The organism is Marivita hallyeonensis (assembly GCF_900129875.1).
Classification (GTDB): domain Bacteria; phylum Pseudomonadota; class Alphaproteobacteria; order Rhodobacterales; family Rhodobacteraceae; genus Marivita; species Marivita hallyeonensis.
Window position 1 is genome coordinate 115,251 of record NZ_FQXC01000001.1, and the last position, 21,882, is coordinate 137,132.

Here is a 21,882-nt window from a genome sequence, read left to right on the forward strand (position 1 = left end):
GGGGGTGTCAGGCCATGGCGACGACCAATCTCAATATCAGCGTGGTAGATAAGCGCATGCTGAAGCAATCCGAGGCCGCGAGCTATGCCGGTTTGCCTGTGAAGCATTTCAAGGCCGCTTGTCCGGTGCGCCCTGTGGAGTTGATGCAAGGTGCGCTGCGCTGGGATCGCCGTGATCTCGATCTTTGGATTGATGATGTGAAATCGGGTTCCGTGACCGACACCCGCGAAACCATTCTGGACCGCCTTTGATGACACAGGTGCGGGTCAAAGGGTTCAAGATTTTCAAGGACCGGCACGGGAAGCAGAGATGTTATCATCGCGAGACTGGCCACAAGGTTGACCTGACCAATGCGCCTATCGGTTCAGCTGAGTTCTTTGCAGAATGTGAGACGATCCGTGCCATCGCTGAGGCTCAACGAGCCAAGGCTCCAAAGACCGGAACGCTTGGTGGGTTGATCCAGTCCTACTTCGAAACCGAGCACTATCAGAACCTTGCCGAAGCCACGCGGCGCGATTACCGTAAATGCGCTGATTTCCTTGAGCCGATCCGCGACACGCCGATCCATGTGATCGACACACCCTTGATTGCGGGCATCCACGACAAGGCCGCGAAGAAGATTGGCTGGCGGCGGGCGAATATGGTCCGCACACTTCTAAGCGAGGTCTTTCGCTACAACATCCCGAAAGGGCTAATCTCCGCGAACTTCGCGAAAGACGTGATCCCCAAGCGCCGCCCGCGCGACCGCGCCTATGCCAACCGCCCTTGGACCATTAAGGAACGAGACACCGTCTTGGGCAAAGCCAAGCCCCACGTACGCGTGGCCCTCGCCTTGATGATGAACACCGGGCTCGATCCGTCGGATGCCCTGCGCCTGCGGAAGGATCAGGTTGATGATGGCACGATTTGGGGCGTGCGCGGCAAGACCGGCGAAGAGGTCGCGATTCCGGTCAGCCCGACGCTTCAAGCCGCCCTTCACCGCATGCCAGACCATGGGGCCGAGACTGTGCTTTCCAATTCGCGCGGCGAAGCTTGGACCTACAACGGCTTCTCAACTGTTTGGCACCGCTTCAAGACCGCCCTTGAGAATGAAGGCCTTATCGAAAAAGGCCTGACCCTCAAGGGCTTGCGGCACACGGTCGCCACGACTTTGCGCGAGGCGGGGCTGGATGAACGCCGCATCGCGGACCTTCTAGGGCAGAAAACACCATCCATGGCGCGGCACTATTCGCGGTCCGCGAACCTTGCCGACAAGAACCGCGAGACCATTGCCACACTGGAAGAAGAGAACCGAAGGCGGGCAGAAAGTGTCAAACCTTCGCAGAAAAGCGTCAAACCTGACCAAAAAGAGGATCAGCCATGCGCAGAAAATACAAACATATCATATTGCTAAGTGGTGCCCGGGGGCGGAATCGAACCACCGACACGAGGATTTTCAATCCACTGCTCTACCCCTGAGCTACCCGGGCACGGGTGAACGATCGTCGTTCGGGTGGCGGCGTTCTATGTGACGGGGTGGGTCGTGTCCAGAGTGATTTTGCGGGAAAACGGCGAAATGCTTCCGTCGATTCAAATGGGAGTTCACGACCGTCTCCCGCCGGGCTTTGGCTTGCCATAGGCCGCGTGATGGGCATGGTGTGGGCATGGTGCCGAGTTTTGAATACGAAGCCGCCTGCGCGCGCGATGGGGTCACGCGGATTGCCGGTGTTGACGAGGCGGGGCGGGGGCCTTTGGCGGGGCCCGTGGTGGCTGCGGCTGTCGTCTTTTCGCAGGACAGCGTGCCTGACGGTCTGAACGACTCGAAGAAGCTGAGCGCTACCACACGCGCTGCACTTGCAGAAGAGATCCTGTCCTGCGCCGACGTCGGAGTGGGCCTCGCATCGGTCGAGGAGATCGACACGATCAACATCCTGCGGGCAAGCCACCTTGCCATGTGCCGTGCGATCGCGGCTTTGTCGCAAGGTCCTGATCATGCGTTGATCGATGGCAATCTGATCCCTCGCGATCTGACCTGCCAGGCGACGGCAATCGTCAAGGGCGACAGCCTCTCGCTCAGCATCGCTGCGGCGTCGATTGTGGCCAAAACAAGGCGCGATGCGATCATGTGGGATTTGGCGCAACAGTACCCCGGCTACGGTTGGGAGACAAACCAGGGCTATCCGACGAAGTGTCACAAAGAAGCCCTCCGAAATCTCGGGGTGACCCCACATCATAGACGTTCGTTCAAACCCGTACACAACATCTTGTGACAAGACAAAATCATAAGCCACTGATTCAAAAAAGAATTTGACCGCGAATCGGCTTTGACTCATCTTTTGATCCAATCACGAGAGCGCAGAAACCGCGCCGGGACGATAGGCAGAGAATGACAAAGATGACCAAGCCGAACAGCGCGGATGCGCTGCCGATCAACACGATTCTAGAGGGCGATTGCATCGACGTGATGAACGGCTTGCCCGCCGCATCTGTCGATCTGATCTTCGCTGATCCGCCCTATAATCTGCAGCTCAAGGGTGATCTGCACCGCCCCGACAATTCGCGCGTGGATGCGGTGGATGACGATTGGGATCAGTTTTCGAGCTTTTCGGCCTATGATCAGTTCACCCGCGATTGGCTGAAGGCGGCGCGGCGGCTGTTGAAGCCGGATGGTGCGATATGGGTGATCGGGTCCTATCACAACATCTTCCGCGTGGGAGCCGCGTTGCAGGATGCGGGCTACTGGATCCTCAACGATGTGGTGTGGCGCAAGTCGAACCCGATGCCCAATTTTCGCGGCAAGCGCTTTACCAACGCGCATGAGACGATGATCTGGGCCTCGAAATCTGAGGGTGCGAAATACACGTTCAACTACGAAGCGCTGAAAGCGCTCAATGAGGGCATTCAGATGCGCTCGGATTGGGTGCTGCCGATCTGCAACGGCGGTGAACGGCTCAAGGATGAGGACGGCGAGAAGGCGCATCCGACGCAGAAACCTCAGGCCTTGCTTCACCGTGTTCTCGTTGGATCAACCAAGCCCGGCAATATCGTGCTCGACCCATTTTTTGGCACGGGCACCACTGGTGCGGTCGCCAAGATGCTGGGTCGTGACTGGATCGGGATCGAGCGGGAAGACAAGTACCGGACCGTCGCCGAAAAGCGGATCGCGGCAGTGCGCCGCCTGGACAAGTCGTCGCTCGAAGTCACGGCAAGCAAACGCGCCGAACCGCGCGTGCCCTTCGGGCAATTGGTCGAGCGAGGGATGCTGCGTCCGGGAGAAGAACTGCACAGCATGAATGGGCGTCACAAAGCCAAGGTTCGCGCCGATGGCACGCTGATCGGCAACGATATCAAGGGATCGATCCATCAGGTCGGTGCGCATCTCGAAGGCGCGCCAAGCTGTAATGGCTGGACCTATTGGTGCTTCAAACGCGACGGAAAAACCGTGCCCATCGACGTGCTGCGTCAGCAGATCCGCTCCGAATTGGACTGAAGCTCACAGAACACCGCCGGTGCCTGCGGCCAATGTCCGCGGCACTCTAACTTGCCCCGCCAACGTTGGCGGGGCTTTTTTGTATTACAAAGCGAACGGTCCAAGCATGTCACTTTGCGTGGTCGCCAATGTCCGGAAGGCGGCAAGTTGCACGGCGTTGCTGTTTTTGATGGCCAAAACAGGTGTGATGCCGCTTGCAAAGAGCCGTTCTGCCTGGGTGTCGGTGAATGCTACCTCGGCGCAAGGTAAGATTGCCCGTTCGCCAGCATCATCGAACACGATGTAAGGAAGATCACCGATTTGAAGGCTCTGGTTCAACCGCATCTGCCACCCGTCCATTGCGAAGGCTTGAGCGATCAGGATCGCGCCTAGAAGCGCGGGCGCGCCCCACAGCAAATTGTCGGTTTGCGGTTTCCCACTACCAAGCTCCTCGAATGCGAACGTGTCCAGAGGATCGGACGTTTTACCGTAAGGTTGCCGCAAGAGAAATCTTGGCGCAAAGGCGCAGATCTGCGCAGCGAGCGGGGTGTCCCGGAGGGCCATAAACTTGTCCTCGTTCGCTTCGGCGGACAGAAGCACATCCCAGCTATGCGCCCCGAAAGCATGTGGCGAGAGTGAGGCCAGCACGAGACCTCCGGTGCGCCCCGCCATTGCGGCGAGTGTCCCGAGCAAACGCTGATCGTCGTCGTGCTCTCCGAAGCTGAAATCTGTCACGATAAAAGTGAAAGGAGCGTCGGCGTGATCCTCCACAAGCCTCCGGTGCAGGTCCGAAGCGTCCGGGGCCGAACCTCCCGGTCCCATCGCCTCCAGAACCTCGGATTTGCCAACATTCCAGACATGCAATGCCAGAGTTTCGTCCATGTCGATGCGTGACACCAGCATATCGAGGCCGCGCCACGCAGCCTCAATTGCCTGGAAGGTCGTGTCACGCAGGATGCTGCGTAGATGCGCGGAAACGGCCGCCTCGATGGCCGCGATGTATGGGTCTGCTTTTGGTTCGTCGTTTGGCACGATGTGATCGGCGATAGCCTCTTGGATAAGTTGACTGAGCGGGTCGCCGGGGGACTCGGCGGGCATGCCCTGAGTTGGAGTGCCAAAAAGACGGTTCATCGTTTCGCTGTCGCTTTCGTCGGTCCCACCAGCGTCGGGCGCGTTCTGCAGCGCAGAAGACAGAAGCTCCCGCACGGTGCGGGCGGCATGATCGAATGTGGTGGGTGTCCGAAGTGACTGGCGCAGGTCAAGCAACTCTTTGAGATCACTGTGCTCGGACAACAGATGGTCGGGGTGAAAATGGTGAATGTCCCGAATGTCGAACCCGCGATTGCTGATATTGATGTACGGTCGTTCTTCGACCAAGAAATCGTCAAATACATCAACGTCCATGCGCCGCAATGGACGTGTCTTCAACGAATGGTTCAGGCGCGACTCACATGTGGCGCCAAGGTCGGTCATGAACAAAATGCGCATTGGTTCTTGCGTCGCAAGGCGCTGGGAAGATGGGCGCTTGCCAAGGTCGAATTTGAAATCGGGAGTCTGGGACATCTTAAAATCCTTCGTCAAAAAATGGACGGCATCGCCAGCCTAGCTTGTCTCGACGGCTCCACCAAAGACATTGCGTCGATTGCAATGGCTTTCCCTGGCCTCTAGCACTGTCTATCAGGCACGCATTCATCGAGGCGGAGACCCAGAATGGACATACGCGCAATCCTGATGGGTCTTGCCTTTGCGGTGATGTGGTCCTCGGCTTTCACATCGGCCCGCATCATCGTCGCGGACGCGCCGCCGCTGATGGCCTTGGCACTGCGCTTTGCGATTTCTGGTGCGTTGGCTGTCCTGATCGCGTTCTGGATGGGGCAAAGCTGGCGACTGACGCGGTCGCAGTGGCGGGCGACGATCATCTTCGGCATCTGCCAGAACGCGCTGTATCTCGGGCTCAACTTCGTTGCGATGCAGCGCATCGAAGCGTCTCTGGCCGCGATCATCGCGTCGTCGATGCCTCTTCTGGTTGGCGTTGCCGGTTGGCTGTTTGCCGGTCAGCGCATGTCGTCACTTGGTGTGGTTGGTCTCATCGCCGGGTTCTGTGGCGTCGTTATCATCATGGGCGCGCGTCTGAACGCGGGCGCCGATCTTTTTGGCATCGGGCTATGCGTGCTGGGGGTCATCTCTCTGACCGTCGCGACGATGGCGTTACGCAATGCCAGTTCCGGCGGCAACTTCATGATGGTGGTCGGGCTCCAGATGCTTATTGGAAGCGCGGTCCTCTGGCCCGTCGGATTGGCGCTGGAAACCATCGACGTCACTCTGTCGACAAAACTCGTGCTGGCTTTTGCCTACACCACGCTCATCCCGGGGCTGGCTGCGACGCTGGTCTGGTTCTGGCTGGTCAATCGGATCGGAGCCGTCAAGGCCGCGACGTTCCACTTTCTCAACCCATTCCTTGGCGTGGCCATCGCGGCTGCGATCCTGTCCGAGGGTCTGGGCCTGACCGACATCATTGGTGTCATCATCATCACGGCCGGGATTCTCGCCGTGCAGCTGTCGAAGCAGAAGGTGGCGTAGGACCCGTTGTTACCCGATTGACCCGCGGTTCTCGCCGATCTGGCCTCGGTGCAGGAGAAGATGGTCGAGGATCACACAGGCCATCATCGCTTCCCCAACAGGAACCGCCCGGATGCCGACGCACGGATCGTGGCGGCCCTTTGTGATGATCTCGGTCTCTTTGCCGGATTTGGTAATGGTCCGCCGGGTTGACAGGATGGACGAGGTCGGCTTCACCGCAAACCGCACCACAATGTCCTGCCCGTTCGAAATCCCGCCCAAGATGCCACCTGCGTGGTTGGAGCTGTATTCCGGCCCGTCCGGCCCCATGAAAATCTCGTCTGCATTGGTCGTTCCGGTGAGTGTGGCAGAGGCCATGCCTTCACCAATCTCGACGCCTTTAACCGCATTGATGCTCATCATCGCCGCCGCCAGATCGGTGTCGAGTTTGCCGTAGATCGGCGCACCCAGACCCGCAGGAACACCGCGCGCGACGACCTCGATGATCGCGCCGACGCTTTCGCCTGACTTGCGCAACCCGTCAAGGTAGTCGGCCCACTCTGTCGCGGCCTTCGCGTCCGGCACCCAGAAGGGGTTGTTCTCAACTTCGTCCCAGTCGAACCGGTCGCGGTCGATGCCGTGTGGCCCCATTTGCACCATGTAGCCGGTGATTTGCACCCCCGGGACCATTGCCTTGATCGCCTCACGTGCCAGACCCCCTGCAGCGACCCGTGCCGCCGTTTCGCGTGCCGAGGAGCGCCCACCGCCGCGATAGTCGCGAATGCCGTACTTTTGCCAGTAGGTGATGTCGGCGTGACCAGGGCGAAATTTGTCCATGATGTCGGAATAGTCTTTTGATCGCTGGTCGGTATTCTCGATCATCAGTTGGATCGGCGTGCCGGTAGTCTGGCCCTCGAAGACGCCTGACAGGATCTTCACTTCATCGGCCTCGCGCCGCTGGGTGGTATACTTGTTCTGTCCGGGTTTGCGCCGGTCGAGCCAGTGCTGGATCATGCTTTCATCAATCAGCACGCCGGGCGGGCAACCGTCCACTGTCGCGCCAAGCGCCGGCCCGTGGCTTTCGCCCCAAGTGGTGACGCGGAAGAGATGTCCAAATGTGTTGAGGCTCATGGCGGTCTCCTGTTCGCGCTTTCCTAGGGCGTTGTGCGCGGGCCCTCAAGGGGGTTGGGGGCGCTGCCCCCGGCCTTCGGCCTCCCCCGAGGTATTTTTGAAACGAAGAAGCACAACGCGTTTCACCTTGAAGCGATGGGCGGGACGGTCTACCTCTCATCCCACCTCGGGGTGCCAGCGTCGCTGGCTGAGATGCGCTTTGCGAACCCGTTGAACCTGAACCGGTTAACACCGGCGGAGGGAAGGTCTGGACTCGCTCCTGCTTTGCCCTCTCGTCGCAAAACAGGAGGATGCCATGAAACCGGCCCTTATCTTTGCTGCGGGATTGATTGCGTCGACCACCACGGTGGTGGCGCAGGACAAGCCCGTTTTGACCGTCTACGCAGGTGATTACATCGTTTCGGAATGGGGTCCCGGCCCCAAGATCGAAGAGATGTTCGAGGCGCAATGCGACTGTGACCTGCAGTTCAAGCCGGGCGATCTCCTGCCGCGGATCCTGCTCGAAGGGGAACAGACCGATGCCGATATCGTTTTTGGTCTGAACACCGACGTGACCAAGCGGGCGCGCGAAAGCGGTCTGTTTGCGCCGCATGGGCAGGATACCTCATCCCTGACCCTGCCGGTGGCGTGGACCGACGATGTGTTCCTGCCGTTCAACTACGGGCACACGGCCTTTATTTACAACGAAGAGCGTATTTCGGATGTGCCCGAGAGCTTCGCCGCGCTGCTGAACGCGCCGGATGACCTCAAGATCGTCATTCAGGACCCGCGCTCTTCGATCTCGGGTCTCGCCTTGGTGCTTTGGGTGAAGGCGGTGTACGGCGATGGCGCCGAAGCCGCGTGGGAACAGCTGGCACCGAAAATCCTGACGGTGACCAAGGGATGGTCCGAAAGCTACGGTCTCTTCACCGATGGTGAGGCCGACATGGTGCTGAGCTACACCACATCACCCGCCTACCACATCATCGCCGAAGATGACCGTACCAAGAAGGCGGCGATCTTTCCCGAAGGTCATTATTTCATGGTCGAGCTGTCGGCCAAGGTGGCGGGAACGGATGTGCCGGACTTGGCGGATCAGTTTCTTGCTTTCCAGCTTTCTGAAGAGTTTCAGACAATGATCGCCACCGGGAATTGGTCTTTCCCGGCCAGACTGGATCCGGCGCAATGGCCGGAGGGGTTCAAGGAACTCAACCTGCCAGAGAAAGTGCTGTTCTACGACGAAGATGAAGCCGCCGCCCTGCGCGACGAAACGGTTGAGGAATGGCGGCGCGCCTTGTCGCAATAATCGCGGCAGTGACCGTGGCCGGTCTGGTGATCGGCCCGGTCACCGCCGTGATCCTGCGCGCCGAAGCGTTCACCGGGTTCACCGCCGCCGATTGGCAAGCGCTGCGGTTCACCTTGCTGCAAGCGACGCTGTCTGCGGCGCTGAGTGTGGTCTTCGCCATTCCGGTGGCGCGCGCGCTTGCGCGGCGACGCTTTGTCGGGCGCGGGGCTCTGGTTGCGCTTCTCGGGGCTCCGTTCATCCTGCCGGTGATCGTCGCGGTGCTCGGTCTGCTCGCGGTGTTCGGTCAGTCTGGACTGCTCAATCGGGTCCTGGAGCCTTTGGGCCTTCCAGAGCTGCAGATCTATGGCTTGCACGGCGTCCTCCTCGCGCATGTGTTCTTCAATCTCCCCTTGGCCACGCGGCTTATCCTGCAGGGATGGCTTGCCATTCCGGCGGAACAATTCCGCCTTGCCGCAACGCTGGGCATGGGACGGCGCGCGATTTGGTCCGCGATCGAGGCACCGATGCTGAAGCGGATCGTGCCCGGTGCCTTTGCGGTGATCTTCGTGATTTGCCTCTCGTCCTTCGCGGTCGCCCTGACATTGGGTGGCGGTCCACGCGCGACGACACTGGAACTGGCCATTTATCAGTCGATGCGCTTCGATTTCGATTTGGCCCGCGCCGCTGTGCTGGGACTTCTGCAGCTCGCACTTGCCTTGACGGCAGGCCTGATCGCCCTGCGGGTCACATCCTTGCCGGTGGCCGCGAAAGCGTTTGACCGCGCTGTGCCGAGATGGGACCGCACGAACGCAAGCGCGCGGATCGTCGATGCCGTCTGGATCACCATCGCAGCCCTGTTCCTTCTGACACCGCTCGCGATGGTCGCCGTCAATGGGCTGACGGGTATCACACAGCTTGGACCGTCGGTCTGGCAGGCGGCAGGGCACTCGATCACGGTGGCCCTGGGGTCGACGGCGCTCTGCGTGCTCTGGGCGCTGCCCTTGGCCACCCGCTGGGGAGAATGGCTCGGCTTGGCAGGGATCGCCCTGTCGCCACTCGTTCTTGGCATAGGCCTTTTCCTGATCGTGCGCCCCTTTGCGAACCCGTTCGAGCTTGCTCTCTATGTCACGGCCACCGTGAATGCGTTTGTGAGCCTTCCCTTCGTGCTGCGCATCCTGCGACCCGAGACCGAAGCGATCCGCGCGGACTATACACGGTTGCGGCAGGCAGTTGGCCTGTCCGGATGGGCATGGTTGCGTTGGGTCTTGCTTCCGCGTCTCAAACGGCCGCTTGGCTTTGCCGCGGGGCTCACGGCGGCGCTGTCGATGGGCGATCTCGGGGTGATCGCGCTCTTCGCCGACCCGGACCGCGCAACACTGCCCCTGAAAGTGTACCAGCTCATGGGCGCTTACAGGATGGAGCAGGCGGCAGGCGGTGCGTTGCTCTTGCTCTTGCTGAGCCTGGGCCTGTTCTGGCTCTTTGATCGGGGAGGGTGGGTTGGCACTGCGACTTGAAGATATCCACGTGCGCGCCGGAACCTTCGACCTGCACGCAAGCCTGAGCATAGAGCCCGGTGCCCGCATTGCCGTCATCGGAGCGTCAGGTTCCGGCAAATCAACCTTGCTGGATGTGATTGCGGGGTTTCGGATGCCGGAACGCGGGCGATTGTACTGGGCCGAGCGGGACATCACGCGTTTGGCTCCGGCTGACCGTCCCGTCAGCATCTTGTTCCAGGACATCAACCTGTTTCCCCATCTGACCATCGGCCAGAACCTCGGACTGGCTTTGAATCCCGTCACTGGTCGCTTGCGTAATGACGATGCCAGCACGATCGAGAACGTGCTGGCGAAAGTGGGACTTGCCGGTTTCGCGCCGCGTCGCCTGTCCGAGATGTCTGGCGGACAGCAAAGCCGCGCTGCGCTCGCGCGCGTTCTGGTGCAGGCGCGGCCAGTGCTGCTTCTTGACGAACCGTTCGCCGCCTTGGGGCCTGCGCTCAAGGACGAAATGCTGGACTTGGTGACCGAGGTCGCGAGGGCCGAGAACCTCACGGTGCTGCTCGTTTCGCATGATCCGAAAGACGCGCTGCGTTTCGCGCCACAGACGATTGTCGTTGACGATGGTCAGGTGTTCGCGCCGCAGGACACCCGTACCCTTCTGGACAATCCACCGCCCGGCCTGAAGGCTTACCTTGGCGGCGCCTGACGCGGCAATGACACCAGCAACGAAAAAAGCCCCGCCGAACGGGCGGGGCTTTCCAATGAATTCGCGGTGAAAGTTATTCTTTCACGCGTGCCTTGACCGGCGCCCAGATGCGCTTGTTGGTCAGGTAGAGCAACACCGACAGGATGGTGAGGAACACAACCCCGACGAAGCCCGCCTGCTTGCGCGCCATCATCTTCGGTTCCGCCGCCCACATCAGGAAGGCCGCCACGTCCTGCGCCTGCTGTTCAACCGTGGCTTCAGTGCCGTCTGCGTATTCCACGTCATCGCCGTAGAAGACCGGTGCCATCGAAATCCAGCCGCCCGGGAACGCCTTGTTCTCGTACAGGATCGTTCCGGCTTCTTCCTTTTCCTCGCCAGTATATCCGGCCAGCAGGGAGGCAATGTACTCGGGTCCGCCCATACCTTTGAAGAACTGGTTGATACCGAGGCCATAAGGACCGGAGAACCCGGCACGGGCCTTGGCCATAAGGCTCAGGTCAGGTGCACCGACGGCATTGTTGGCCGGGAAGTGGTCGACGGGTGTGGCGGGACGGAAGTCCTCGATCGCCTCATCGTAGACTTCGTAGTTCTGCTCCGCATAGGCGCGGACCTGATCTTCAGGCATACCCGGACCGTCCGAGGCGGACAGTGTCCGGATCGGCACGTATTGCAAGCCGTGACATGCCGAGCAGATCTGGGTGTAGACCTGCAAGCCACGCTGCAGCTGTGCCTGATCGTAGGTGCCGAACGCGCCTTCAAACGAGAAGTCGAAATTCGTCACTTCTCCGGTCTTTCCGGCGGCAAACGCGCCGGAAGCCGATGCGATGGCGATGGACGCCACTAGGGCAAGTTTCTTAAGCATTGGTGCTTGTCCTTTCTTACTCGGCCGGTGTCGCAGCAGGTGCGCCATCGGTTGCCGAGGACTTGCCATAATGCGCCTTGAAGTCTTCTTCGATGGTGTCCGGCTGCGGCAGCGGCTTTTCAAGCACGCCAAGCAGCGGCAGGATCACGAGGAAGTAGGCGAACCAGTAGGTGGAGCCGATCAGGGCGATGTATGGGTAGATGCCTTCAGCAGGCATCGCGCCGACCCAAGTCAGAACCACAAAGTTCACCACGAAGACCCAGAACCACATCTTGAACATCGGACGGTAGCGGCCAGAACGGACGGACGATGTGTCCAGCCACGGTGCCAGCGCCATGACGGCAATCGCACCGAACATCGCCAGAACACCGAAGAACTTCGCGTCGATGATGCCGCCGGTCAGGAAGTTGACCGCGATGACCAGCCACACTTCGGTGTCGAACGCGCGCAGGATCGCGTAGAACGGCAGGAAGTACCATTCCGGAACGATGTGTGCAGGCGTCGCCAGCGGGTTGGCCTCGATGTAGTTGTCCGGGTGCCCAAGGTAGTTCGGCATAAAGCCGACGACCGCGAAGAACACCGCGAGGATTACCGCCAGAGCAAAGAGGTCCTTGATCACGAAGTAGGGCCAGAAGGGCAGCGTGTCTTTTTCCGCTTCCGCCTTCGACGTGCGGCGCACTTCGACACCGGTCGGGTTGTTGTTGCCCGTGGTGTGGAAGGCCCAGATATGCACGATCACGAGACCGGCAATCACGAACGGCAGCAGGTAGTGCAGCGAGAAGAAGCGGTTCAGCGTGGCGTTGTCCACGGCAGGTCCGCCCAACAGCCATGTCTGAATGCTCTCACCGATGAACGGGATGGCACCGAACAGGCCGGTAATCACGGTCGCGCCCCAGAAGGACATCTGTCCCCATGGCAGCACGTAGCCCATGAACGCCGTGCCCATCATCAAGAGGTAGATCAGCATACCGATGATCCACGTGATCTCGCGCGGGGCTTTGTAAGACCCGTAGTAGAGACCGCGGAAGATGTGCAGATACACCGCGATAAAGAACAGCGATGCGCCGTTCTGATGCAGGTAGCGCAGCATGTGGCCACCGTTCACGTTACGCATGATGTGCTCGACCGAGGCGAAGGCCAGATCGACATGCGGCGTGTAATGCATCGCCAGCACGATGCCGGTGATGATCTGCAGTGCCAGACAGAAGGTCAGCACGATCCCCCAGATCCACATCCAGTTCAGGTTCTTGGGTGTGGGGATCATGATGGTGTCGTACATCAGGCCGACAACGGGGAGGCGGCGATGCAGCCACTTCTCACCGCCAGTCGTCGGTTCGTAATGATCGTGTGGAATTCCAGACATTCGCGTGTCTCCTTATCCCAGCAGGATTGTTGTTTCGTCGACGAATTCGGCCGGCGGAACCGGAAGGTTCGTCGGCGCGGGACCCCTACGAATGCGGCCCGAAGTGTCATAGTGCGATCCGTGGCAGGGGCAGAACCAGCCGTTGTAATCGCCCGCTCCATCGCCCAGCGGCACGCAGCCAAGGTGCGTACACACACCCATCATGACAAGCCATTCGCCGGACTCGTCAAGCGCGCGGTTCTCGTCCGTCGCGGGTGCGCTGGCGTCGATATTTTCGTTCTGTGCAATTGGGTCGACAAGGTCCGAAACCTCGACAGCGCGCGCTGCTTCGATCTCTTCTGCGGTGCGCCGGCGGATAAACACCGGTTTGCCGAGCCATTTCACGGTAATTTGAGTGCCTTCGGAAACGCCTGACACGTCCACACGAATGGAGGACAGCGCCAGAACGTCGGCAGAGGGGTTCATCTGGTTGACCAGAGGCCAAACAGCGGCACCTGTTGCAACAGCGCCCGCACCAGCGGTTGCGTAGTAAAGGAAGTCCCTCCGGGTGCCTTCGTGGTGTTCTGCGTTGGACACGAGGTTTTCTCCATACAGAGGCCGATCGTCTGGCCAAGAATTCGGGTTCGGCCACAGACTCCTGCGGCGCTCCGAGGCGCTATTTAGCGGGCGACCCCCTAGCCGTCCACCTCTGGACGAACTAGGTTAGCGATAAGCGCCACTGTGTCGCGGCAAAAAGCGAGGCGCAGCGCTAACAATGCAGCTATGCTGCGTCGTCACGGTCAAATGGACGTCGGTCTGATGAAGAAAGCGATTCTCGCAGGGGTTTTGATGCTGGGCGGCACCGCTTCTCCGGCGCTCGCCGAGATGGAGCTGTCGATCTACACAGGCTGGCAGACCGCGCCTCACAGCCGCGTGCGTGGCGACTACCCCGGAACAGGTGCTGATTTCGACGCGCTGATCGGGTGGGAAGGGCGTTCGTTCGAGATGCCGCCCTATTACGGTGTGCGCGGCACGTGGTGGCAAAGTGAAACCCTCGGTTTCGGACTCGAATTCACCCACGCCAAGGTCTACGCCCCGGACGATGAAAAGGAAGAGATCGGGTTCTCCGACCTCGAATTCACCGACGGCCTGAACATCGTGACGGTGAATGCGTATCAGCGCTGGCCCGGTCTGTGGGCCGAGGGCAGCATCACTCCGTACATTGGCGGCGGTATCGGCGTGGCCATCCCGCATGTGGACATCGACACGACAACCGGGATCGAGGAATACGGATTTCAGCTCACCGGTCCGGCAGCGCGCCTGACGGCCGGCGTGACCTACGATCTGAATGATCGCTTCGCGGTTTTCGGTGAATACCAGTTCACCTATTCGCAGAACTCGGTCGATCTGCCCGAGGGCGGCGATCTCGAGACCGACATCAAGACAAACGCGCTCAATATCGGTCTGACGCTGAAGTTCTGATCTACTTGTCCCGCGCCAGCGCGCGGCGTGATCCGGGCAACATCCAGATCACCGTACCGATATAGATCAAGCTCAACACAACAAGCGCGATCCAGGTGTAGATGGCAATTGCCGCGCCGATGGCTGCAAATCCCACAAGGAACACTTTGACCCGGCGCTGGCTGATCCGCGTCGTCTTGAAAGACCAGACAGGGAACCGCCCGATCATCAGGAACCCGACCCCCGCGATGTAAATCGACAGCAGCACGTCCGAGATGATCTGGTCGCTGTCAAAGGCGAAAGACGCATACATCGGCAGCATCACAAGGATCGCTCCGGCGGGTGAAGGGATTCCCATGAAATAAGCGTTTTCCGCCGATCCGTTCTCGGCTTTCCGCGCCACGTTGAATCGCGCCAGACGCGTCACGGCGCAAATTGCGTAAACCAGCACCGCCAGCCAGCCCAACTGCCGCGTGTCATCCAGCGCCCAGACATAGAGCAGCATCCCCGGAGCCACGCCGAAGTTCAGGAAATCCGCCAGCGAGTCGAGTTCCGCGCCCATCTTGCTGTCGCTCTGCAACGCGCGGGCCAAGCGTCCGTCCACCCCATCGAGGATCGCCGCCAGCAGGATCAGTTGCACCGCAAGTTCGTAATTCCCCTGCAATCCGAACCGGATCGCCGTCAGCCCGGCCACGATGGCCGTCACCGTGATCATGTTCGGCAACAGCTGGATCAGTGTCAGCTTATCGCCGTTGCCGTTGGTCATTTGCCAAGATCCGCAATCACAGTCTCGCCCGCGATCATCGTCTGGCCGATCTTCACCGACGGCTCCACACCTTGTGGCAGGTAAATATCGAGGCGCGATCCAAAACGGATCAGTCCGAACCGCTCTCCGCGATCCAGAACCGCGCCTTCCTGCGTAAAGCTCACGATCCGCCGCGCCACAAGTCCCGCGATCTGCGTCACAGTCAGGATGCGATCATCCGACATCCGGATTACCAGCGAATTCCTCTCGTTGTCCTCGCTCGCCTTGTCGAGCGACGCGTTCAGGAACTTGCCGGGTTTGTATGCGATGGTTTCGACTTTGCCCGCCACTGGCGCGCGGTTCACATGGCAGTTGAAGACCGACATGAATACGCTGACACGGGTCAGCTCCTGCTCCGGCAACCCCAACTCGCGCGGCGGCACCGCCGGTTCGATGAGCGAGACAACACCGTCCGCCGGGCTGATCACAAGTCCGGGCGCGTCGGGCGTCACGCGTTCGGGATCGCGGAAGAAGTAGTAGCACCAGACCGTCAGGCCGACGCCGATCCAGCCCAGCACATCCTCGATCGCGAAGAGCACCAGTGTCACCGCCGCAAAGATCGCCACGAATTTGCGACCCTCGGGGTGCATCGGCTTGATAAACGTATCGGTCATCCGCATCGCGGTAGATTCCTCTGAAAAGATTGCGCGTCGGTAAACCGGGCCGCGCGAACGCGCAAGTCAGGCGCGACAGGACGACACGTCATCACTCGGGCTTTGTCGCCACCATGCTGTCGCGCTGTGAAAACGTCTCGTACCACGCCGCTAGCGTGTCGCGCCCCGTCCGCCACGACCGCGCATCGTGCCGGAAATCGAGATAGCCCAGGGCACAGCCAATCGCGATATGCCCCATATCCATGCGGCCGTTCAGGTGACTCATCCACCGTGTGTTCAACGCATCGAGCGCGCGGCTGACCTTTGACCACTGCCCCTCGACCCAGGGCTGATGCACCTTGTCTTCCGGTCGGAACCGCATCTCATACACCATGAGCACTGCCGCATCCATGATCCCGTCCGCAGTCGCCTCAAGCGTCAGCGTGTCCCACAGCCGCCGCTCGGGGTAGAGCCCGGCGTCAGCGCGCGCATCCAGGAAGCGGCAGATCACCCGGCTGTCATAGATCGTCGGTCCATCGGCGCGGATCAGCGCTGGGATCTTCCCGACCGGGTTCGCAGCGATGAGTTTGGAATCCGGCTCAATCGGGGATGCGGTCACATCGACCTGTTCCACATCCGCAAACTGACCTGTCTCATGCAAGGTCACCAGAACCTTGCGAACAAATGGTGACGGACCGGCGCGAAGAAGTTGCATGATGATGCCTCCCTGATGGTTGATGTGAAGCTAAGTGCTCCGGTCGGCATTTGCCAATGCAATCGGTCGACAGGTGAAAGGATGCGGCACCGGACCCTCGGCTTTCCGTCGTCGGAAAGCCGACACCCCTCACAAATCGGGCGGCTCTGTCATGAGCGCCGACAGCGCATCAAGCTCCGTCCCGATGCCTGCCGTCAACGCACGCGCCGCTCCCAAACGGGCTGCTTCGTCCTTGTTCTGTCCCAGCTTCCATGTCGCTGAGATGTCCGCGACCGCCATCCGGCACGGGACGATCATGCGCATCATTTTTTCCAGTACCTCTGGTGTCATCTTGTCCGTCGTCCAAGGCGTCTTGGGTGCCAGCCGCGCTTCGTAAAATGCCGACTGGGTATCAAGCACGCGCCGCATCTCGTCTTGCGGCAACCGCTCCAGCGTTCCAGTGATCTGCACCGCTACGTAGTTCCACGTCGGTACCTGATCCGCGACACCGTACCAATCGGGCGAAATATATCCGTCGGGCCCAGACACCGCGATGCGGGCGGGCAGGGGCACTTTCAAGGCACGGGCAATCGGGTTGGCCCGCACCAGATGGATCAACACCTCGGTTCCGTCCTCGGATATCAGGATCGGCACATGCGCGAGATTTGGCACCGGATCGCCGTTGATCACCAAGGTGCCGAACCCTCGGTCGCGCACGAGGGCGATGTCCTTAAGATGATCCTGGCTATGAAATGTCGGGTTTGGATGCATGGCTCATCTCACGGATTTAAACCGCACCTTGCTTGCCACGTCCGACCTTGAAACGCCCGGGAAACATTGTATCCGGACAATTATCCCGATTTGGGATGCGTTGCCTCGTAGACCTTCATCAGATGGACGGTGTCGACCGAAGTATAGGCCTGTGTCGTCGACAGGGAGGCATGTCCGAGCAATTCCTGGATCGCCCGCAAATCCCCGCCTGCAGACAAGAGATGTGTCGCAAAGCTGTGCCGCATCGCATGAGGTGTCGCGGTCGCGGGCAGGCCCAATTGCATCCGCGCCTGTTCCGTGACTTTCTGCACGAGCCTTGGGTTCAATGCGCCGCCCCGGACGCCGCGAAAGACCGGTTTGTCGGTCTCCGTCTCGAACGGGCAGAGCTTCAGATAGGTGGCCACCGCCTGCCGCGCGACGGGTAGTACGGGGACCACCCGCTCCTTGCCGCCCTTGCCGACGATCCGCATCGCCTCGCCCAGGGGAAGGTCGCGGCCCATCAACCCCAAAGCCTCGGATATCCGCAACCCGCAGCCATAAAGCAGCGTCACCACCGCCATATCCCGTGCACCGACCCAGCCTGTTTGCGACTGCTCACCGACAGTTGCGATCATCGCCCGCGCGGCATCTTCGTTCAGAGGACGGGGAAGCTTCTTCTCGAACTTTGGCGCGCGTGTCGACAAAACCGCGGTCGGTTCGAATCCCTCGCGTTCGGCCAGCCAGCGATAGAACGACTTCACCGCCGACAGCTTGCGCGCCAGAGACCGCGCACTTGCACCGCCGGATCGTGTCTGCGCCATCCAGGCGCGCATGTCCGTCACGGCAATCCGTGACAGCGGCGCAAGTCCCTGCGCGTCGCCTTTGTACTCGGTCATGAATGTGATGAAATCGACGACATCCGTCCGATACGCTGTCAGCGTATTCTCCGCCGTTCCCTTCAACGCCCGGCTTGCCGCAAGCCATCCCTCCAGAGCGTCACGCGCCGCCGGAGAGATCACGATGCTCACGACAACCAGCGCCGCATCTGACGCTCGAACACTCCGGTGAAGAACGTCAAAAGGTCCGTGCCTTGCTGCGGCGTGAACTGGTGCGGGTCTTCCGCGCCCATCACCAGCAAGCCTGGCAACCGTCCCGGACCGAAATCGAGCTTCAGACACGCCTCGGACCGGACCCAATCCGCCTTGTCGCCATAAATCTCGGGCTGGCCCCGCTCGATCTGGCGCAATGTCACCTGCCGTGCGGGGACATCCCGTCCAGCAGTGAGGTACTGGTCGATGAAACCGGGTGCCGCGACCGACAGAACTGACCCCAGCCGCTTGATCGCCGGGTCCTCATCGTTCTGCACCGATTCCAGCACCAGTTTGATCACGTCGACCCGCAGGATTTCGGCCACGTCGCCGCCAAGGTCTTTCAGAAATGGTTCGAACTCTACCGGGTCCATCAGACGCAGGATCGCACGATGCACCTGATTGGTTCCGGCCAGGTTTTCGTAGGCCGCCGCGATCACCGAACGGTGCGTGTCTTCCAGCCGGTCAAGACGGGCTTCGAGCCGGTCCATGGCAATGCCGCGCAGGTCCACGATGTTCCCGCCCATGGCGCGTTCATTCGCGGCGATCAAAGCGCGCATCAGGTCCTGATCTTCGAGAATCATGTCGGGGCGCGTCATGATCGTTTCGCGCAACGTATCGTCTATTTGGGGGCTGCTCATGCCATCCTCGGTATCGTCTTTGGCGCGAACCTATCAGGGACGCTGCCAAGATGCGCGCCTTTTTTCGGCCCGGAATGAAAACTGTGGCAGAAGCGCAGGGGCGCCTCAGATCAAACGATCTTGATGTTCGCCGCTTGCGCGTCCTTGACGAACTGATCCAGACCCTTGTCGGTCAGGACATGGTTCGCCATCGCCTTGATCACGCCCGGAGGGGCCGTTGCCACATCCGCGCCGATCTTGGCGCATTCGCTCATATGATTAGCCGACCGGATCGATGCCGCAAGAACCTGCGTCTCGAATCCGTAATTGTCGTAGATCTCGCGAATGTCGGCGATCAGGTCGAGACCATCCACGTTCAGATCGTCCAGCCGTCCGATGAACGGAGAAATAAACGTCGCCCCAGCTTTCGCAGCCAAGAGCGCCTGGTTGGCACTGAAACACAGGGTCACGTTCACCATCTTGCCTTCGTCCGTCAGCGTCTTGCACGCTTTCAGACCGTCCCAGGTCAGAGGCACCTTTACCGCGATGTTTTCCGCGATCTCGGCCAACTTGCGCCCTTCGGTGATCATGTCCTCCGCTTTGAGCGCAACAACTTCCGCAGATACCGGACCAGCGACGAGATCGCAGATTTCCTTGGTCACTTCCAGGATGTCGCGTCCGGATTTCTTGATCAGCGACGGGTTGGTGGTCACACCGTCCACCATGCCCAGATCATTCAACTCGGCGATGGCATCGATTTCAGCAGTGTCGACAAAGAATTTCATGGGGCTCGCTCCTCTCATGGGTTGGCCTTTCCTAACCAGCGCTTTACCCCAGTGCAACAACCACCGAAAGCAGGAATGATGGCGCTAACAGCCAGCTATTTCGATGAAGGCGCTCTGATCGGCGTACTGACAACGCAACCTCTGGACCGCGTGCTCGACTACCGCGCGCCCGAGGGCGGCTGCCATATCGGGGCGTTTGTCGAGGTGCCGCTTGGTCCGCGCAAGGTGCTGGGCGTAGTCTGGAGCGCCGGGCGCGGGGACTACGACCTATCCAAGATCCGCTCGGTCATTCGGGTGCTCGATGCCGCGCCGATGCGCGAAGAACTCATGACCTTTCTGACGCGCGCGGGTGATTACACCCTGACACCCATGCCCGCCATGCTGCGTCTTGCCACCCGCGCGCCGGGACTGGGCGATCCGCCGTCGATGCGCAAGATCTACCGTTTGGGCGACACCACCCCCGACCGCATGACCGACGCCCGCACCCGCGTGCTCGACGTGCTGCGCGACATGGGCGGGCTGTCCCTGACGCTCAAGGAACTGGCCGAAGCGGCAGGCGTGACCACGTCCGTCGTCAAGGGCCTTGCCAAGCTGGGCGCCGTCCGCGAGGAAGACAGCCCGCGCGACACGCCGTTTCCAACGCTCGACCCGACCTATGCGGGAAAGACACTCACCGACGATCAGGCAACAGCCTCGCAGATCCTGCGCGCCGCGGTTGCGACCCAAAGCTACGGCACGACACTCCTGAAAGGCGTGACAGGCTCTGGCAAGACCGAGGTCTATCTCGAAGCTGTCGCCGAATGTCTGTCCCAAGGCCGCCAGGCGCTGGTCCTGTTGCCCGAGATCGCGCTCACCGCAGAATTCCTGACGCGGGTCGAGGCCCGGTTCGGCGCGCGTCCGGCGGAATGGCATTCGGGGGTTACCATTACGGAACGCCGCCGCGTCTGGAAAATGACGGCGCAGGGCGGCGCGCAGCTTGTCGTGGGCGCGCGGTCGTCCCTGTTTCTCCCGTTCCGCGACCTCGGCTTGATCGTCGTCGATGAAGAGCACGACACATCCTACAAGCAAGAGGACGGCGTCTTGTACAATGCCCGCGACATGGCCGTGCTGCGCGCCTCGATCTGCGATGCGCAGGTGATCCTCGCCTCCGCCACGCCAAGCCTCGAATCCTGGGCCAATGCGGAGGCCGGCAAGTACACCAAACTCGAACTCACCTCTCGCTTCGGCGATGCCGTCCTGCCCGAAATGCGCGCCATCGACATGCGCAGCGAAGAGCTTCCGGGGTCAAGCTGGATCAGCCCGACCCTGCAACGGGCGGTGCAGCAACGGCTCGACAACAAGGAACAGGCGCTCCTCTTCATAAACCGCCGGGGCTACGCGCCTGTCACCATCTGCCGCGCCTGCGGCCACCAGATCGGCTGCGACCATTGCGACGCGCGCATGGTCGAACACCGCTTCCTGAAACGTCTTGTCTGCCATCAATGCGGCGAGACCAAACCGCTGCCGACCGTATGCCCGTCTTGCGACGCCGAAGACCGCCTCGCCGCCGTCGGCCCGGGCGTCGAACGCTTGGCCGAAGAGGCCCAGACACTCTTCCCCGAAGCGCGTCTTGCGGTGCTGTCCTCGGACATGTTCGGCTCCGCTCGTGCCCTGAAGGCCGAGATCGAGACCATCGCCGAAGGTGGCGCAGACCTCATCATCGGTACGCAACTGGTCGCCAAAGGGCACAACTTCCCGCTGCTCACGCTGGTTGGCGTGATCGACGCGGATCTGGGTCTACAAGGGTCAGACCTGCGCGCGGCTGAGCGGACGTTTCAACTCATGCGCCAGGTCGCAGGCCGGGCGGGACGGGCCGATAAGCCTGGGCAGGCGCTCTTGCAGACCTTCCAGCCCGAACACCCCGTGATCCGCGCAATCCTGTCAGGGGACGAGAAAAACTTCTGGGCCGCGGAAGCCGACGAGCGCCGCGCCGCAGGGGTGCCGCCCTACGGCCGTCTCGCCGGGATCATCCTGTCCTCACCGGACGTGCAAGAGGTGTTCGACCTCGGCAACGCGCTCGCCCGAAACGACGCGCCGCTCCGTCGCGCAGGGGCGCAAGTCTTCGGCCCAGCCCCAGCGCCGATTGCCCGCGTCCGAGGCCGCCATCGCGTCCGCTTGCTTGTGAAAGCCCGGAAAGGCACCGCGCTGCAACCCGCCCTCGCAGCTTGGGTTGCACCCTTCAAGCTCAAGGGAGAACTGCGCATGGCCATCGATATCGACCCGCAGAGCTTTTACTGAC

23 protein-coding genes, 1 tRNA gene and 1 riboswitch are annotated in these 21,882 nt (G+C 60.9%); of the genes, 11 read left to right on the forward strand and 13 right to left on the reverse strand.

Going from position 1 to position 21,882, the window contains the following annotated elements; genetic code table 11:
• Positions 1-14: 14 nt before the first annotated feature.
• Positions 15-251 (forward strand): hypothetical protein, encoded by a 237-nt coding sequence (locus tag BUA42_RS00545; protein WP_084066054.1) that lies wholly within the window; start codon positions 15-17, stop codon positions 249-251.
• Positions 251-1,393 (forward strand): tyrosine-type recombinase/integrase, encoded by a 1,143-nt coding sequence (locus BUA42_RS00550; protein WP_072775770.1) that lies wholly within the window; start codon positions 251-253, stop codon positions 1,391-1,393. The genes BUA42_RS00545 and BUA42_RS00550 overlap by 1 nt, the downstream gene beginning before the upstream one ends.
• A 1-nt stretch (position 1,394) precedes the next feature.
• Here BUA42_RS00550 and BUA42_RS00555 read toward each other — a convergent pair.
• A tRNA-Phe gene (locus BUA42_RS00555) sits at positions 1,395-1,469 on the reverse strand.
• A 174-nt stretch (positions 1,470-1,643) separates the two neighbouring features.
• Here BUA42_RS00555 and BUA42_RS00560 point away from each other — a divergent pair.
• The gene (locus tag BUA42_RS00560) at positions 1,644-2,249 is read left to right on the forward strand and encodes a ribonuclease HII (RefSeq protein WP_072775771.1); all 606 of its coding nucleotides are present in this window, start codon (positions 1,644-1,646) and stop codon (positions 2,247-2,249) included.
• Between the two features lie 116 nt (positions 2,250-2,365).
• Entirely contained in the window at positions 2,366-3,469 is a 1,104-nt protein-coding gene (locus BUA42_RS00565) for a site-specific DNA-methyltransferase (protein WP_072775772.1), read from the forward strand.
• Positions 3,470-3,553: 84 nt separating this feature from the next.
• Here the strand turns inward: BUA42_RS00565 and BUA42_RS00570 are convergent, their stop codons facing one another.
• Complete coding sequence (locus BUA42_RS00570; RefSeq protein WP_178346815.1) at positions 3,554-4,741, reverse strand: type VI secretion system contractile sheath domain-containing protein; 1,188 nt, start codon at positions 4,739-4,741, stop codon at positions 3,554-3,556.
• Between the two features lie 3 nt (positions 4,742-4,744).
• Here BUA42_RS00570 and BUA42_RS21020 point away from each other — a divergent pair, with 3 nt between their 5' ends.
• Both BUA42_RS21020 and BUA42_RS00575 read left to right on the forward strand, forming a co-directional pair.
• Complete coding sequence (locus tag BUA42_RS21020) at positions 4,745-5,116, forward strand: hypothetical protein (protein WP_178346816.1); 372 nt, start codon at positions 4,745-4,747, stop codon at positions 5,114-5,116.
• A gap of 42 nt (positions 5,117-5,158) precedes the next feature.
• Positions 5,159-6,028, forward strand: a complete 870-nt coding sequence (locus BUA42_RS00575; protein ID WP_072775774.1) for a DMT family transporter — start codon at positions 5,159-5,161, stop codon at positions 6,026-6,028.
• 9 nt (positions 6,029-6,037) lie between these two features.
• On the opposite strand, the gene aroC is transcribed toward BUA42_RS00575, so the two are convergent.
• Complete coding sequence (gene aroC / locus BUA42_RS00580) at positions 6,038-7,138, reverse strand: chorismate synthase (protein ID WP_072775775.1); 1,101 nt, start codon at positions 7,136-7,138, stop codon at positions 6,038-6,040.
• A 157-nt stretch (positions 7,139-7,295) separates the two neighbouring features.
• A riboswitch (TPP riboswitch) is annotated at positions 7,296-7,398 on the forward strand.
• A 35-nt stretch (positions 7,399-7,433) separates the two neighbouring features.
• Here aroC and BUA42_RS00585 point away from each other — a divergent pair.
• The 3 genes from BUA42_RS00585 to BUA42_RS00595 are packed head-to-tail and all read left to right on the forward strand — an operon-like array spanning position 7,434 to position 10,604.
• Positions 7,434-8,423, forward strand: coding sequence for a thiamine ABC transporter substrate-binding protein (locus BUA42_RS00585; RefSeq protein ID WP_072775776.1), 990 nt, complete (start codon positions 7,434-7,436; stop codon positions 8,421-8,423).
• Positions 8,399-9,916 carry a thiamine/thiamine pyrophosphate ABC transporter permease ThiP gene (locus BUA42_RS00590; protein ID WP_072775777.1) on the forward strand — a complete coding sequence of 506 codons (1,518 nt, stop codon included), beginning with the start codon at positions 8,399-8,401 and terminating at the stop codon, positions 9,914-9,916. Before BUA42_RS00585 ends, BUA42_RS00590 begins: the two co-directional genes overlap by 25 nt.
• On the forward strand, positions 9,900-10,604 hold the full coding sequence (locus BUA42_RS00595) for a thiamine ABC transporter ATP-binding protein (RefSeq protein ID WP_425435008.1): 705 nt from the start codon (positions 9,900-9,902) through the stop codon (positions 10,602-10,604). Before BUA42_RS00590 ends, BUA42_RS00595 begins: the two co-directional genes overlap by 17 nt.
• 73 nt (positions 10,605-10,677) lie before the next feature.
• On the opposite strand, the gene BUA42_RS00600 is transcribed toward BUA42_RS00595, so the two are convergent.
• The 3 genes from BUA42_RS00600 to petA are packed head-to-tail and all read right to left on the reverse strand — an operon-like array spanning position 10,678 to position 13,405.
• Positions 10,678-11,466, reverse strand: a complete 789-nt coding sequence (locus BUA42_RS00600; RefSeq protein WP_072775778.1) for a cytochrome c1 — start codon at positions 11,464-11,466, stop codon at positions 10,678-10,680.
• A 16-nt stretch (positions 11,467-11,482) separates the two neighbouring features.
• A complete protein-coding gene (petB, locus tag BUA42_RS00605; RefSeq protein ID WP_072775779.1) occupies positions 11,483-12,829 on the reverse strand; it encodes a cytochrome b in 1,347 nt (448 codons plus the stop codon).
• A gap of 12 nt (positions 12,830-12,841) precedes the next feature.
• On the reverse strand, positions 12,842-13,405 hold the full coding sequence (gene petA, locus BUA42_RS00610) for a ubiquinol-cytochrome c reductase iron-sulfur subunit (protein ID WP_072775780.1): 564 nt from the start codon (positions 13,403-13,405) through the stop codon (positions 12,842-12,844).
• 222 nt (positions 13,406-13,627) lie between these two features.
• Between petA and BUA42_RS00615 the strand changes: the two genes are divergently transcribed.
• The gene (locus BUA42_RS00615; protein ID WP_072776662.1) at positions 13,628-14,290 is read left to right on the forward strand and encodes an outer membrane protein; all 663 of its coding nucleotides are present in this window, start codon (positions 13,628-13,630) and stop codon (positions 14,288-14,290) included.
• Position 14,291: 1 nt separating this feature from the next.
• On the opposite strand, the gene pssA is transcribed toward BUA42_RS00615, so the two are convergent.
• From pssA to fsa, 7 genes are all read right to left on the reverse strand, one after another.
• A complete protein-coding gene (gene pssA / locus BUA42_RS00620; RefSeq protein ID WP_072775781.1) occupies positions 14,292-15,035 on the reverse strand; it encodes a CDP-diacylglycerol--serine O-phosphatidyltransferase in 744 nt (247 codons plus the stop codon).
• Positions 15,032-15,718, reverse strand: coding sequence for a phosphatidylserine decarboxylase (locus tag BUA42_RS00625; protein WP_281249776.1), 687 nt, complete (start codon positions 15,716-15,718; stop codon positions 15,032-15,034). Before BUA42_RS00625 ends, pssA begins: the two co-directional genes overlap by 4 nt.
• A 61-nt stretch (positions 15,719-15,779) precedes the next feature.
• Positions 15,780-16,382, reverse strand: coding sequence for a glutathione S-transferase (locus BUA42_RS00630; RefSeq protein ID WP_072775783.1), 603 nt, complete (start codon positions 16,380-16,382; stop codon positions 15,780-15,782).
• Between the two features lie 129 nt (positions 16,383-16,511).
• Positions 16,512-17,132 (reverse strand): FMN-binding negative transcriptional regulator, encoded by a 621-nt coding sequence (locus tag BUA42_RS00635; RefSeq protein ID WP_072775784.1) that lies wholly within the window; start codon positions 17,130-17,132, stop codon positions 16,512-16,514.
• An 80-nt stretch (positions 17,133-17,212) separates the two neighbouring features.
• Positions 17,213-18,139 (reverse strand): tyrosine recombinase XerC, encoded by a 927-nt coding sequence (locus tag BUA42_RS00640; RefSeq protein ID WP_072775785.1) that lies wholly within the window; start codon positions 18,137-18,139, stop codon positions 17,213-17,215.
• Positions 18,136-18,840 carry a DUF484 family protein gene (locus BUA42_RS00645; RefSeq protein ID WP_072775786.1) on the reverse strand — a complete coding sequence of 235 codons (705 nt, stop codon included), beginning with the start codon at positions 18,838-18,840 and terminating at the stop codon, positions 18,136-18,138. Before BUA42_RS00645 ends, BUA42_RS00640 begins: the two co-directional genes overlap by 4 nt.
• A 110-nt stretch (positions 18,841-18,950) precedes the next feature.
• Positions 18,951-19,604: a fructose-6-phosphate aldolase gene (fsa, locus tag BUA42_RS00650; protein WP_072775787.1), complete on the reverse strand. Its 654-nt coding sequence runs from the start codon at positions 19,602-19,604 to the stop codon at positions 18,951-18,953.
• A gap of 78 nt (positions 19,605-19,682) precedes the next feature.
• Here fsa and BUA42_RS00655 point away from each other — a divergent pair, with 78 nt between their 5' ends.
• Positions 19,683-21,881 carry a primosomal protein N' gene (locus BUA42_RS00655; RefSeq protein WP_072776663.1) on the forward strand — a complete coding sequence of 733 codons (2,199 nt, stop codon included), beginning with the start codon at positions 19,683-19,685 and terminating at the stop codon, positions 21,879-21,881.
• The last annotated feature ends 1 nt before the right edge of the window (position 21,882 follow it).